General features: G+C 57.5%; 12 protein-coding genes and 2 pseudogenes. 11 read left to right on the plus strand and 3 right to left on the minus strand.

Going from position 1 to position 12,425, the window contains the following annotated elements; genetic code table 11:
- Positions 1 to 10 precede the first annotated feature (10 nt).
- Positions 11 to 784, plus strand: coding sequence for a 1,6-dihydroxycyclohexa-2,4-diene-1-carboxylate dehydrogenase (locus ACYZT3_RS12415; RefSeq protein WP_462032189.1), 774 nt, complete (start codon positions 11 to 13; stop codon positions 782 to 784).
- Between the two features lie 117 nt (positions 785 to 901).
- The gene (locus ACYZT3_RS12420) at positions 902 to 1,102 is read left to right on the plus strand and encodes an SPOR domain-containing protein (protein WP_282377869.1); all 201 of its coding nucleotides are present in this window, start codon (positions 902 to 904) and stop codon (positions 1,100 to 1,102) included.
- Between the two features lie 58 nt (positions 1,103 to 1,160).
- Here ACYZT3_RS12420 and osmE read toward each other — a convergent pair.
- Positions 1,161 to 1,515: pseudogene (gene osmE / locus ACYZT3_RS12425) on the minus strand (osmotically-inducible lipoprotein OsmE).
- A gap of 13 nt (positions 1,516 to 1,528) precedes the next feature.
- A complete protein-coding gene (locus ACYZT3_RS12430) occupies positions 1,529 to 1,768 on the minus strand; it encodes a hypothetical protein (protein WP_282377872.1) in 240 nt (79 codons plus the stop codon).
- Between the two features lie 170 nt (positions 1,769 to 1,938).
- Here ACYZT3_RS12430 and ACYZT3_RS12435 point away from each other — a divergent pair, with 170 nt between their 5' ends.
- Positions 1,939 to 2,157 (plus strand): hypothetical protein, encoded by a 219-nt coding sequence (locus ACYZT3_RS12435; RefSeq protein ID WP_282377873.1) that lies wholly within the window; start codon positions 1,939 to 1,941, stop codon positions 2,155 to 2,157.
- Positions 2,158 to 2,227: 70 nt separating this feature from the next.
- The gene (locus ACYZT3_RS12440; RefSeq protein ID WP_282377874.1) at positions 2,228 to 2,563 is read left to right on the plus strand and encodes a hypothetical protein; all 336 of its coding nucleotides are present in this window, start codon (positions 2,228 to 2,230) and stop codon (positions 2,561 to 2,563) included.
- 3 nt (positions 2,564 to 2,566) lie between these two features.
- Here the strand turns inward: ACYZT3_RS12440 and ACYZT3_RS12445 are convergent, their stop codons facing one another.
- The gene (locus tag ACYZT3_RS12445) at positions 2,567 to 3,133 is read right to left on the minus strand and encodes an RrF2 family transcriptional regulator (protein WP_282377875.1); all 567 of its coding nucleotides are present in this window, start codon (positions 3,131 to 3,133) and stop codon (positions 2,567 to 2,569) included.
- A gap of 282 nt (positions 3,134 to 3,415) precedes the next feature.
- Here ACYZT3_RS12445 and ACYZT3_RS12450 point away from each other — a divergent pair, with 282 nt between their 5' ends.
- The 7 genes and pseudogenes from ACYZT3_RS12450 (at position 3,416) to ACYZT3_RS12480 (ending at position 12,386) form a co-directional block, all read left to right on the plus strand.
- Entirely contained in the window at positions 3,416 to 4,618 is a 1,203-nt protein-coding gene (locus tag ACYZT3_RS12450; protein WP_282377876.1) for an NAD(P)/FAD-dependent oxidoreductase, read from the plus strand.
- Positions 4,619 to 4,777: 159 nt separating this feature from the next.
- Positions 4,778 to 6,067 (plus strand): NAD(P)/FAD-dependent oxidoreductase, encoded by a 1,290-nt coding sequence (locus ACYZT3_RS12455; protein ID WP_282377877.1) that lies wholly within the window; start codon positions 4,778 to 4,780, stop codon positions 6,065 to 6,067.
- A 25-nt stretch (positions 6,068 to 6,092) separates the two neighbouring features.
- The gene (locus tag ACYZT3_RS12460) at positions 6,093 to 6,647 is read left to right on the plus strand and encodes a helix-turn-helix domain-containing protein (protein WP_282377878.1); all 555 of its coding nucleotides are present in this window, start codon (positions 6,093 to 6,095) and stop codon (positions 6,645 to 6,647) included.
- Positions 6,648 to 6,671: 24 nt separating this feature from the next.
- Positions 6,672 to 8,018, plus strand: a complete 1,347-nt coding sequence (locus ACYZT3_RS12465; RefSeq protein ID WP_282377879.1) for a glutamine synthetase family protein — start codon at positions 6,672 to 6,674, stop codon at positions 8,016 to 8,018.
- A 508-nt stretch (positions 8,019 to 8,526) separates the two neighbouring features.
- Positions 8,527 to 8,922 (plus strand): annotated as a pseudogene (locus tag ACYZT3_RS12470) (tetratricopeptide repeat protein); the annotation flags it as partial.
- A gap of 598 nt (positions 8,923 to 9,520) precedes the next feature.
- Positions 9,521 to 10,831 (plus strand): nucleotide sugar dehydrogenase, encoded by a 1,311-nt coding sequence (locus ACYZT3_RS12475; RefSeq protein ID WP_282377881.1) that lies wholly within the window; start codon positions 9,521 to 9,523, stop codon positions 10,829 to 10,831.
- A gap of 73 nt (positions 10,832 to 10,904) precedes the next feature.
- Positions 10,905 to 12,386 carry a glycosyltransferase family 2 protein gene (locus ACYZT3_RS12480; RefSeq protein WP_282377882.1) on the plus strand — a complete coding sequence of 494 codons (1,482 nt, stop codon included), beginning with the start codon at positions 10,905 to 10,907 and terminating at the stop codon, positions 12,384 to 12,386.
- The last annotated feature ends 39 nt before the right edge of the window (positions 12,387 to 12,425 follow it).

Below are 12,425 nucleotides of genomic sequence, written 5' to 3' on the forward strand. Positions count from 1 at the left end.
GGAGAGAGACATGAACAGATTTCACGAAAAAGTCGCGCTGATTACCGGCGCCGCCCAAGGCATCGGTCGGCGCGTTGCTGAACGCATGGCGGCAGAAGGTGCGCGGTTGATTCTGGTCGACCGCTCCGAGCTGGTATTCGAGGTGCAGAAGGAATTGGGGGTGGTGAGCCAGGTGCTGGCGTTGACCGCTGATCTTGAGCAATACAGCGAATGCAGCCGCGTAATGCAAACCACTATCGAGCGTTTCGATCGTCTCGACATTCTGATCAATAATGTCGGCGGGACGATCTGGGCCAAGCCCTTCGAGCACTACGACGCGCAGCAGATCGAGGCTGAAGTCCGCCGTTCGCTGTTCCCGACGCTGTGGTGCTGTCATGCCGCGCTGCCGTTCATGCTTGAACAGGGCAGCGGCGCCATCGTCAACGTTTCGTCCATCGCCACTCGCAGTGTCAATCGCGTGCCGTACGGTGCGGCAAAGGGTGGGGTCAACGCGCTGACTGCTTGCCTGGCATTCGAAACCGCCGGTCGTGGGATTCGGGTCAATGCCACTGCGCCTGGTGGCACCGAAGCACCGCCGCGGGTCATTCCGCGCAACAGCGCTGAACAGAGCGCGCAAGAGAAGGTCTGGTATCAGCAGATTGTCGACCAGACGCTCGACAGCAGTTTGATGAAGCGCTACGGCACGCTGGATGAACAGGCGAGCGCTATTCTGTTTCTGGCCAGCGACGAAGCGTCCTATATCACCGGCATGATCATGCCGGTCGGTGGCGGCGACCAGGGTTGACACGCAATCAACCCTACGGACACCATCCGGCGCGACGTCTGGTCGGCACTTCAATGAAGGTCGGGTGTAAGGTATTCAGGTGAATCCAGGATCATCACTGCCGAGATGGAGGTGACTATGAGCGTTCCGATGCTGACCAAAATGCACATGAACGGTTATGACGTACTCAGCGTGAACAATGGCCCGTGGCGGGTGTGCACCAAAGGTGACCGGCTTGGAGCCTTCGGCAGCAGAGAGGAAGCACTGGCCTTTGCGGCCTCTCTTCCCGGCTACAAGGCCAGATCAAGCCGGCCTGCACGCAGCCAGAAGTCAGATTGATAGTGCGCTTGCAGCCCCGGTTCGCCGGGGCTTTTTCGCATGGCGTTAAGGTCTGGGGCTAATAACCGCCACCACCGGAGCTGCGGGAAGGCTCTCGGGCTTTTTGCTGCATGCGACTCCATTCCGCGCAGGTCATGAAGCTTTTTTGGTCGACCTTGCCCATGCCATCGAAACTGACGTTGTACGTTTCCTGATGGCCGGCCTGCGTCAGCTTGTAGTCAAAGCACGTGCCTGGCTCAACAGTGCGATCCGTTATCGATAAAGGCTGGCCGCCGATCTGCTGGACTTGATCCTTGCTCATGCCGGTCTCCACCTTTGCGGACCAACGGCTGATCCCGATAGATGCGCGACTCAGTGCTGCAGCCACTCGACGCTGCCAGTACGACGACCAGCGCGCCTATTGGCTTGTTCATGGCAGCGCTCCTGCTAATGAGATTTCGTTCGAGTGATGAACTTGGCTTTCACTTCCTCGGCATAACCCTTCAGTCGTTCTTCATCTCCCTGAAACAACTCGCACAGCTTTTGGGCTGCTTGCGCATCCACATCATTGCCGAGCTGGCGTAGCTGCTCTGCGATGCGCAATAGCTCTACCGCTGACCATCTCAAGTCCGACGCAACGCCTTGCAGGTCACGCCGAAGTTCGTTTTCAGATTCGTTAAGCCACATGATGACCTCCTGAGAATCTCTGCTACGAAATTTTAGCCCCATTTCCCACTTCATGGCGTTTTGTTCGTCAGGGCCGTTGGCGTTGCCTTTTGTCGGGAAAATGAACGCGAACGAGCAGATCTGATGTCGTAGTGAGGTAGTGAACTTTCGCGAGGGCGAGGCAACTTCCAATGACGACCACCGATGACTTTCGATCTCATGCCCATGAGCTGATCGTTGACCTGGACGCGGCTACCACGGAGATGATGAAGCTGATTTCCGCACATCAGCTCAGCGGCCCGGAATGGGAGCGGGTCACTCAATGGCAGCATGAAGCGTACGAAAGATGGATGACCTATCTCAACGAGAGGTCATACCCGGGTCCGGGCGATAACAACGCGCCTCGCTGAGTGCATTTCAGCGGATGGATGTCTGGGCAGCGACGCGCTACATTCCTCTTTTTCGGGATAAGGAAGCGTCATGCGCAAGTTGATTGGGGGAGCAGGGTTGGCGTTGCTGGCGGGCTGTTCGTTGCCCGCGTCCTTGGTGCCGGGTGAGCCCAATGTCAGCAAGTACAGCAACAAGGCGCCAAAAGACTATGCCGCGTGCGTTCTGCCGGCGTGGCAGCAGGAAATACCCAATACAACCCAATCGGCGATTTCCAACGGCTACCGGCTCACGGCGCCGAGCATCATCACGGTCGACGAGATCGTGGATATCGTGAAATCGAAGGAGGGCAGTCACGTATCGCTTTATCAGGGGCCGCCGTGGGCGAAATCAGGGGCGCTGCGCAAGACAGTGCGTGATTGCCTGTAAGGTTTAGCCGGTGATATCGGTCACCTGGATGATGTCGTCGATTGCCTGAGTGCTCGCACTGGTTTTCTTTTCCCGACGTTCGTTCATCCAGTCGTCCACCTGAGCATTGAATTGCGCCGGCGCTTTTCGTCCGACCTTCCTGGCGAGATCAAGAATGGTCTGCTGGGCGAGGGCGTCTTCCATACGTTTCTGCGCGATCATCATGGCGGCATGGACTGAGCAGTGATCAGCCACCGCCCACGCCGGCGCGGAACCTTCGAACAAGGCGCAACGCCCCCGAATCTCTCGGCAATCGAAGATGAGCTTCTGGCCGTCGATGGCATTGACGATATCCAGAAGGCTGATTTCGTCAGAAGGCCGGGCCAGCTTGAACCCCCCGCGCACGCCTTCAGTGGCGACCACCAGTTTTGCCTTGGCCAGTTTGGTGAAGATTTTTGCCAGATAGTCCTGAGGGACGCCTTGCAGTTCAGCAAGGTCGCGCACGCTCGCCTCACGGGTGTCGCCGCAATTTCCCACCAAAAAAATCAGGCAATGAATGCCGTACTCAACGCCCGCGCTGTAAAGAGACATATCGATCTCCGACTAAAGTAGTCGTAAATGTTAGCAGTGGAAAGTGAGCTGAGCAATGAATCGATCCCGTATTCACTGCGTCTGCTCAAACTTCATACGCTGGTTGGACGATTTATTGCTCCTCCTGAGGACAAATCAAACTTTTCGATGGTAACCATCAGTAATTTCGTTTGTGCTAAGCAACTGGGATCAATATAGTCGTAGTTATCAGGTCGGCAGCCGCTACCGAAGAGCGTGACCTTTAACGAATTCATCACTTGGTCTTCTCCCCCGGAGTTAAAAATGAAACAGCACATCTTGGTTATCGGCGCAGGTTTCGGTGGCATGTGGACGGCTTTGAGCGCCACGCGCCTGTTCGACATTCATGGTCACAACGACGTTGAAGTGACTGTTCTGGCCCCTCAGGCCGAGTTGCGTGTACGTCCGCGCTTCTACGAGCCGAATGCGCACCAACTGGCCGCGCCGATTGGCGAACTGTTTGATGCGGTCGGCGTGAAGTTCATCAAGGGCGCTGCAGAGAGCATCGACGTCGCGCAAAAACGCGTCGGTTACGTCGATGCATCGGGCAATCAGCAAGTGTGCAGCTACGACAAACTCGTTCTGGCGACCGGCAGCCGTCTGGCACTGCCGAACACTCCAGGTGTGGTGGAACACGCCTTCGACGTCGACCAGATCGAACAGGCCGTACGCCTGGAAAATCACCTCAAATCCCTGGTAAACCTGCCAGAAAGCAAAGCCCGCAACACCGTAGTAGTTGCCGGGGGTGGCTTCACCGGGATTGAAACGGCGACTGAAATGCCTGGGCGTCTGCGTGCCATCCTGGGTGATCGTGCCGGCATCGAAGTGATCATCGTTGATCGTGGCGAGAAAGTTGGCGGGTCCATGGGTGACGAGATTGCCAAGTCGATCGCTGAAGCCAGTATTGAAACCGGCGTGAAATGGCGCTTGAAATCGTCGGTGGTCGCCGTCGACGATAGCGGCGTGACCCTGGCCGATGGTCAGCGCATCGATGCCAAAACCGTGATTTGGACCACCGGTGTGCGCGCCAGCTCGCTGACCGAGCAGATTCCGGCCGAACGCGATCACCTCGGTCGTCTGCACGTCGACGCGCACCTGAAAGTCATTGGTCAGGAAGACATTTTCGCCACCGGCGACGTCGCCTGCGCCGCCAGCGATGACATCGGTAACTTCGCGTTGATGACCTGTCAGCACGCCATCTCGCTGGGTCGTCATGCCGGCAACAACGTTGCCGCACAGATCCTGGGTGTGGATCCGACTCCGTATAGCCAGCCTAAATACGTGACCTGTCTGGATCTAGGCGCCTGGGGAGCGGTCTACACCGAGGGTTGGGACCGTCAGGTGAAGTTGATCAAGGCGGAAGCCAAGGCGCTGAAAACCCAGATCAACACGACGTGGATTTACCCACCTGCGGCTGACCGTGTCACTGCGCTGGCTTCAGCGGATCCGATGATTCCTGTTGCCTGAAGCGTCGGCAGCGTTGCGTCGATAACGCTGTCGGCTTGAAAAAAATCCCGCCCGGGTTCTCTTGCGCGGGATTTTTTTTGCGCCTTGAACGGTTGCGGTCGTGAAAATTAACGTGTATTTTTTCATGAAATTATAAGTATAGAAGTTCACGAGGCCCGCATGTTTCAGCAATCTGCCCAGCACGTCGCCAGCTATTACGCTCACTCCTGTGCGGATCGTCTGTTGGATCGAGCCCCTTTGCAGGGCGAGCAGGACACCGAGGTGTTGATCATCGGGGCTGGCTTCAGTGGATTGCATACGGCGTTGCGTCTGGCCCTGGCTGGCAAACGCGTGACGTTGCTGGAAGCCAGTCGGGTGGCTTGGGCAGCCTCGGGCCGCAATGGTGGTCAGGCCATTCTCGGTTGGTCGTGTGACATGCCGCCATTGGAGGCGGCGCTGGGTTATGAGCGCGCGCGCCGGTTATGGGACGGCATGCGCTGGGCTGCACGAGAGTTGCGAGCGTTGCCTGCACGCCATGATTTCGATTGCGACTATCGGCCCGGCCACCTCTGGACATCGGTGATGCCGCGACGGGTGAGTCTGCTGACAGAATGGCAACACGAGGCCAGCCACAAGTGGGGTCACGATGGTTTGCAGTTCATTGAGCGCGAGGCGTTGCCGGAATGGGTCGCCAGTGAGCGCTACCAGGCGGGCCTGTTTGATCCTGAAGGCGGGCATTTGAATCCGCTGAAACTGGCGCTCGGGCTGGCTGCCGCGATTGAACGTGCCGGTGGATGCATTCATGAACACAGCAAGGCGCTGAGTTATCGCGAAGAAGGCGATCGTTACGTGGTCACCACTGAGCGCGGTCGCATTCAGGCGGACGTGTTGGTGCTGGCGTGCAACGCCTATCTGGATCGGCTTGATCCGAAACTGTCGAGTTGTGTGTTACCGGTCGGCACCTATCAGGTGGCCACCGCGGCACTTTCAGAGGAACAGGCAACCGCATTGCTACCGAGCAATGTGTGCGTCACCGACAATCAGTTTGTCCTCGATTATTTTCGTCGTACGCCGGACAACCGCCTGCTGTTCGGCGGTGGATGCACCTATCTGGGTGGCATGCCGAAGGACATCGCGGCCGCGACGCGGCCTTATCTGGAGCGCGTATTTCCCCAGCTAAAGGACGTCGAGCTGGATTTTGCCTGGGGAGGGCACATCGACCTCACCCTCAAGCGCACGCCAGACATCGGTCGACGTGGCGATCTCTACTGGCTGCAGGGTTACTCAGGCCACGGCGTGCTGCCGACATTGGCCGGGGCCCGCGCCGTGTCCGACGCGATACTTGGCCAGCCGGATGAGTTGGCGTTGTACCAGGGTTTGATCAACGGTAGTTTTCCCGGTGGTAAGTATTTGGCAGCACCGCTGGAAGCCATCGGCAAGGCCTGGTATCGGCTGCGCGACAGTCTTTGAAGCATCAATTTCTGGAAGCCTTTAGATGGACATGCAAGAAGAAATATCGGCGCTGGCGATCCTGATCCAGGACCTGCGCAAGCACAAAAAATACACGCTGAAAGACCTGGCAGACAAAATCGGTCGTTCGGTCGGCTTTCTCTCGCAAGTCGAGCGGGGGCTGTCACGTCCCACGGTGGCGGACTTGACCGCCATCAGCGAAACCCTTGGCGTGCCGACCACTTATTTCTACAGCTTGCCCAAACCCATGGCATTGCCTTGGGTGACCCGACCGGATGAGCGACGCACGCTGTATTACGCCGACGGGATTACCGACATCCTCGTCTCCCCGAAGATGAGGGCGTCCTTTTCAATGCTTGAAAGCCAACTGATGCCCGGCGCCAGCAGTGGTGATCGGCACATGAATGACAGTTCGGAGCAGGGTGGCTATGTCCTCGAAGGGGAGTTGACGCTGTGGCTGGATGACGATCAACCGGTGACATTACGTACCGGCGACAGTTTTCAACTGGCCAGTCACACGCATTGTCGCTACGGCAACCTCACGGATCAGCTCACCCGAGTGCTTTGGGTTTACACCTGATAAAAACAACAAGGAACACTAACGATGGATGCTGTCTGCTCTGATCTGGTTGCTGAGGTTCGCGCGTTTCGTCAGCGCTTCCCGCAGGTACGTTACGTTGACCTGATTTCCCTGGATATTCCCGGGCATTTTTACGGTAAGCGCTACCCGATAGAAATGCTCGAGAAGGTCGCCGCCGGCAGCGTGCTCAAGCTGCCGCAAAACTGTGTGTTGCTGGGCACGCAGGGCGGTCTGTTCAAAATCGGCGACTACTGTTTTAACGACGGTGATCCGGATGCTCCCCGCCGACTGGTGCCCGGTACGCTCAAGCCAGTGAGCTGGGAAAAACAACCGCTGGGGCAGATGCTGATTACCTCAAGCGGTACTGAAAAACCTATCGTCTTCGAGCCGCGAGAAGTGTTGGCGCAGGTGCTCGAGCGCCTTGGCCGAAAAGGGATTTTTCCCGTGGTCGCGTTCGAGTTGGAGTTCTATCTGTTCGATCGCCAACTGCGTGACGGCTTGCCACAGTTCCCTCGCGATCAGATGACGGACGATGCCGATGATCAGCCGAATATGCACATCGAACGGCTGTCGAGATTTTCACCGGTACTCGATGAAATGGTCGAGACCGCGCGGGCGCAAGGCATCGACGCAACGGTGATCACTGCAGAGCTGGGCCCAGGCCAGTTCGAGATCAATTTTGGTCACCTTGACGACGGCCTGCGCGCGGCCGACTGGGCGGCCCTGTTTTGCCGCAGCACACGGGGGGTGGCCCTCAAGCACAACCACCGCGCCAGCTTCATGGCCAAACCCTACTTGCAGCACCCCGGTAGCGGCATGCATGTGCATGTGAGCCTTTACGACAAGTCGGGGAATAACCTGTTGGCGGCTAACGATCAGCAGGCGCTGCGCCATGCGGTGGCCGGCTGCCTTGAAGTGTTGCCGCATTGCATGCCGATCTTTGCACCAAATCACAACGCAATGCGTCGCTTGAGCGGCACAGTGAACGTCGCGACGCGCGCCAGTTGGGGGTTTGAAGATCGTGACGCCTGCCTGCGGGTGCCTGAGTCGGACGCTAAAAATCTGCGCATCGAACATCGCCTGGCGGGCGCGGATGCCAACCCTTATCTCGTGTTGGCGGCGATTCTGGTAGGGCTGGAGCAAGGGCTGGAAATCGGTCGTGAACCGATTGCATCCCTCAACGAAGATCGTGGCAGCGGTATCGACTTCCCGCTGGAGATGCTGGAGGCCGTGCGTTCGATGCAAAACAATGCGCAGTTGCGCGAAGGTTTGGGGTCGGAATTTGTGGATGTCTACTGCGAAAACAAGCGCCAGGACCATTTGGCATTCCTGCAGGACATCAGTGCGCGGGAGTATCGCTGGTACCTCTAAATTAGGCCTTGTCGACGCTCATCCGTTAAAATTGTGTGGGTATTTAATGGGTTAGACGTTTTAGTAACTCGATAGTGAATCAAAGTATCTTGTTACAGGCAGAAGTATTAAGTAATATTCGCCCCGCGTTCACCACCACGGTTTATGCATTTTGAGTCCCAGGCTTCCATCAGCTGCCTGGGATTTTTTTTGCCTGAAATTCGGCACTTGCTCAATCTAAGTGGACCGCTCGCCGCGCAGGTAAGCCTGCTCGGCGCCCCAGGGAAGGGCAAGTGATGGGAGACGACCGTTCAGCATTGGAATCGACCCTACACGTCAACGGATCACGCTTAAATGATGGGGTGGTAAAAAATGAGACTGGTTGTGGTGGTCTGCGGATTCCACGCCATCCGCAGTGGCCGTTGCAGCGGGAATTTGGTCAATAGGGGCCCTGTATCGGAGATGCCGAGCAGCGCTGGTGGCCTGTTTTACGGCAGTGCCGTCCGAGATCAGCCGAGTCCGCCCCCTGATGCCAACCAAGAATTTTCTGCCGGGTCTCATCCTGGCGTTCTGCGCCGTCGCGTCGCTTTGCTCGGTTGCTGCCGAGCGCAGAGCGCCCTCGCAAAGTAACAGCGCTTCAACCACCCTAATCGAAACCGCCTCGCGGCAGTATGAAGATGGCCAGTTGGACCCAGCCGCTGCCACGCTGGAGCGTGCCCTGCCTATCCAGCCGAACAATCCCGCTACGCTGCATTACCTCGGAGTGTTGCGTCTTCAGCAGGGGCAATACCAGCAGGCTGAAACGTTGGCGGTGCGCTCGAACATGCGGGTTGGTCGTGACGTCGAGTTACGCAACCGCAACTTGCAATTGATCCAGGCAGCGCAGCAGGCCAAGCGCTACAGTCCCTCAGCAAAACTCCCATTGAACATGCACTCGATACTTTGAACGACTATCAAGTACTTGGATGGACTAATAAGGCCCGCACCTCTGACGTCCGTTTTTAAAGGTATTAACTGTTGCGTGTAGTGCCGGCGCCAATAAATAGTTAATAAAAAATTGACATGTTTCATTCGCTTTACACTCTGCGATGAATTTAATGGCTGCGCTTACAATGTTGTAGCGTTGGCGTTGCACCGTGTCAGGGTTTTAGGCATGTCTGTGCAGCAAGTACCGTAAGCGCCTGCTTATTTTTGGTGCGTGGATATATTTTTTGTTCAAGTTGCCAGTCTCGATAACTTTTATATCTGGCTGATTTTAGTAGTGATTTTTCTAAACGTTAACGTGTTGTCGATTTTGGCACTCGCTTTGCTGATCTCACTGCACATGTTGTCGGCGCGAAGTGTTCGAAATATTTTTAAAAAATGACAGTGTCAAAGTGATGTTTGTCTACACTCAAGTTCTTCGAGTGTGGTCAAGAATCAAGTTGTACCTAACTGCCGGCTAGTTGGCGCGGTAGAGCGACTGTCGGTCTGCGTGGCATGCCGATGGCCTTCCTGAATCAGGGTAACGGGGGTATTCACCGATGCGTATCAGCATTTTTGGTTTGGGGTACGTGGGCGCTGTATGTGCGGGCTGTCTCTGTGCTCGCGGACATGACGTAATCGGGGTGGATGTCTCGCAAGTCAAGGTCGACCTGATCAACCAGGGTAAGTCGCCCATCGTTGAGCCGGGCCTGGAGACGCTGCTCGAGCAAGGGGTAAATTTTGGGCGGCTGCGGGGTGGCGGTGATGTGAAGGCCGCAGTGATGGGCACGGATATGTCGTTCATCGCCGTCGGTACGCCCAGCAAGAAGAATGGCGATCTGGATTTGGTCTACATAGAGTCGGTCTGCCGCGAGATCGGCGAAGCCCTGCACGACAAGGACAGTTGGCATACGGTCGTGGTGCGTAGCACGGTGCTGCCGGGCACCGTGAAGAACGTGGTGATCCCGATACTTGAAGACTGTTCCGGCAAGAAGGCCGGGGTCGACTTCGGCGTGGCGATCAACCCGGAGTTCCTGCGCGAAAGTACCGCGATCAAGGATTATAACTGTCCGCCCATGACGGTGATCGGTGAACTCGACCAGCGCAGCGGTGACATGCTCGCCGCGCTCTATCAAGAGCTGGACGCGCCGCTCCTGCGCAGGAGCATCGAAGTGGCGGAGATGATCAAGTACACCTGCAACGTCTGGCACGCGACCAAAGTGACCTTCGCCAATGAGATCGGCAATATCGCAAAGGCCGCCGGCGTCGACGGTCGCGATGTGATGGACGTGATCTGCCAGGACACCAAACTCAACCTGTCGCGTTATTACATGCGCCCCGGCTTCGCGTTCGGCGGTTCCTGCCTGCCCAAGGATGTGCGTGCGCTGAACTATCGCGCCGGGCAAATGGACGTCGAGCACCCGCTGCTCGCCTCGATCATGCGCAGCAATGCGGTGCAGGTACAGAGAGCCTTCGACATTATCAGCAGTTATGGCAAGCGGCGTGTCGCGCTACTCGGCCTGAGCTTTAAGGCGGGCACCGATGACCTGCGCGAAAGCCCGCTGGTGGAGTTGGCCGAGATGTTGATCGGCAAGGGCTACGACCTGCATATCTTCGACCGCAACGTTGAGTACGCGCGTATCTACGGGGCCAACAAGGAATACATCGAGTCGAAGATTCCACACCTCGCTTCGCTGTTATGCGCTGACCTTGCGAAGGTGATCGAGCAGGCGGACGTGATCGTGCTGGGTAACAGTGACGAGTCCTTCGAAGCCATTGCGCTTCAAGTGCCCGAGGGCAAGCAAGTGGTCGACCTGGTGGGCTTCATGCCGCACGCCAGTGGCGATCGGCTTGAGGGTATCTGCTGGTAAGCGAGGCGCGCGAGCGGGGCGCGGAGCTGGTGCGCCCCGAGCAACATGGGTTTATCGAACAGGGCTCACATCTATGGCTGATTCCAGGGTTTACTTGCGCGAAGCGGCGGGCTGGCTGTTCTACGTCACCGCGCTGATGGGGCTTGCACTGTTGCTGCCGCGCACAGTGCTCGATCCCGAATCCAGGGACTTTCTCCTGTTGCTGGGGGCGGTCGGTATCTGGCGTTATTCGATGGGCGCGATCCATTACCTGCGGGGGGTGCTGTTCCTTTATCTGGTATTCCCTTATTACAGACGCAAAGTCACCAGGCTGGGCAGAAGTGCCGATCCGTCGCAAGTGTTTTTGCTGGTCACCAGTTTTCGTATCGATGCGTTGACCACGGCGCAGGTCTACCGCTCGGTGATCGAAGAGGCCATTGGTTGTGGCTACCCGACCACGGTGGTCTGTTCCATCGTCGAGCTGGCCGATGAACTGCTGATCAAAGCGCTCTGGGACAGCTATACCCCGCCGGAGCAGGTCAAGCTGAGCTTCGTGCGGATTCCCGGCACCGGTAAGCGCGATGGCCTGGCCCATGGTTTTCGGGCGATCTCCCGGCATTTGCCGGATGCCGATGCGGTGGTGGCGGTGGTCGATGGCGACACCGTGCTTTCGCCCGGGCTCGTGCGTCAGACCGTGCCCTGGTTCAAGCTGTTCCCGAAAGTCGGCGGGCTGACCACCAATGAGTTCTGCGAGGTGCGCGGAAGCTACCTGATGAGCCAATGGCACAAGCTGCGGTTCGCCCAGCGGCACATCAATATGTGTTCGATGGCACTGGGCAAGCGAGTGCTGACAATGACCGGGCGGATGTCGGTGTTCCGCGCCCAGGTGGTGACCGACCCCGGCTTTATTCAAGACGTTGAGAGCGATTATCTGCAGCACTGGCGCCTGGGGCGTTTCCGCTTCCTGACCGGTGATGACAAGTCCAGTTGGTACAGTCTGATGCGGCTGGGCTACGACACCTTTTATGTGCCCGATGCGGCGATCAACACGGTTGAGCACCCACCGGAAAAGAGCTTCTTCAAGGCCAGCCGCAAGCTGATGTTCCGCTGGTATGGCAATAACCTGCGGCAGAACTCGCGGGCCCTGCACCTGGGCGTGCAGCGGTTGGGCTGGTTCACCTCGCTGGTGCTGTTCGACCAACGCGTATCGATGTGGGCCAGCCTGCTCGGGCCGTCAATAGCGATCATTGCCAGCCTCAAATACAGCGTGGCCTACCTGCTGATCTATGTGCTCTGGATCGGCGTGACGCGCTTGATCCTGAGTCTGCTGTTGCTGGCTTCGGGGCACCCGGTCGGGCCGGCTTATCCACTGATTATCTATTACAACCAGTTGGTCGGCGCCATGGTGAAGATCTATGTGTTCTTCCGCCTCGACCGGCAATCGTGGACGCGCCAGAAAACCAGACTCGACCGCGGGCTGGCCAGCTATCAGCGCTGGTTCAATACCTGGTCGTCGCGGGCCATGACCTTTTCGGCCGGCAGTGTGTTTTGCGCGCTGCTGATGTGGGTGGTGTAACGCGGGTATCAGGGTAGTCGGCGTGCCGTGTCGGTCTGC

This window comes from Pseudomonas sp. MDT1-16 (assembly GCF_054898115.1).

What these genes read in the sequence shown, in the direction of transcription:
- ACYZT3_RS12465 (WP_282377879.1), top strand. Translation starts at nt 6,672, where the DNA reads ATGGATGCTGTCTGCTCTGATCTGGTTGCTGAGGTTCGCGCGTTTCGT.
- ACYZT3_RS12415 (WP_462032189.1), top strand. Translation starts at nt 11, where the DNA reads ATGAACAGATTTCACGAAAAAGTCGCGCTGATTACCGGCGCCGCCCAA.
- ACYZT3_RS12420 (WP_282377869.1), top strand. Translation starts at nt 902, where the DNA reads ATGAGCGTTCCGATGCTGACCAAAATGCACATGAACGGTTATGACGTA.
- ACYZT3_RS12440 (WP_282377874.1), top strand. Translation starts at nt 2,228, where the DNA reads ATGCGCAAGTTGATTGGGGGAGCAGGGTTGGCGTTGCTGGCGGGCTGT.
- ACYZT3_RS12430 (WP_282377872.1), bottom strand. Translation starts at nt 1,768, where the DNA reads ATGTGGCTTAACGAATCTGAAAACGAACTTCGGCGTGACCTGCAAGGC.
- ACYZT3_RS12455 (WP_282377877.1), top strand. Translation starts at nt 4,778, where the DNA reads ATGTTTCAGCAATCTGCCCAGCACGTCGCCAGCTATTACGCTCACTCC.
- ACYZT3_RS12445 (WP_282377875.1), bottom strand. Translation starts at nt 3,133, where the DNA reads ATGTCTCTTTACAGCGCGGGCGTTGAGTACGGCATTCATTGCCTGATT.
- ACYZT3_RS12460 (WP_282377878.1), top strand. Translation starts at nt 6,093, where the DNA reads ATGGACATGCAAGAAGAAATATCGGCGCTGGCGATCCTGATCCAGGAC.
- ACYZT3_RS12480 (WP_282377882.1), top strand. Translation starts at nt 10,905, where the DNA reads ATGGCTGATTCCAGGGTTTACTTGCGCGAAGCGGCGGGCTGGCTGTTC.
- ACYZT3_RS12435 (WP_282377873.1), top strand. Translation starts at nt 1,939, where the DNA reads ATGACGACCACCGATGACTTTCGATCTCATGCCCATGAGCTGATCGTT.
- ACYZT3_RS12450 (WP_282377876.1), top strand. Translation starts at nt 3,416, where the DNA reads ATGAAACAGCACATCTTGGTTATCGGCGCAGGTTTCGGTGGCATGTGG.
- ACYZT3_RS12475 (WP_282377881.1), top strand. Translation starts at nt 9,521, where the DNA reads ATGCGTATCAGCATTTTTGGTTTGGGGTACGTGGGCGCTGTATGTGCG.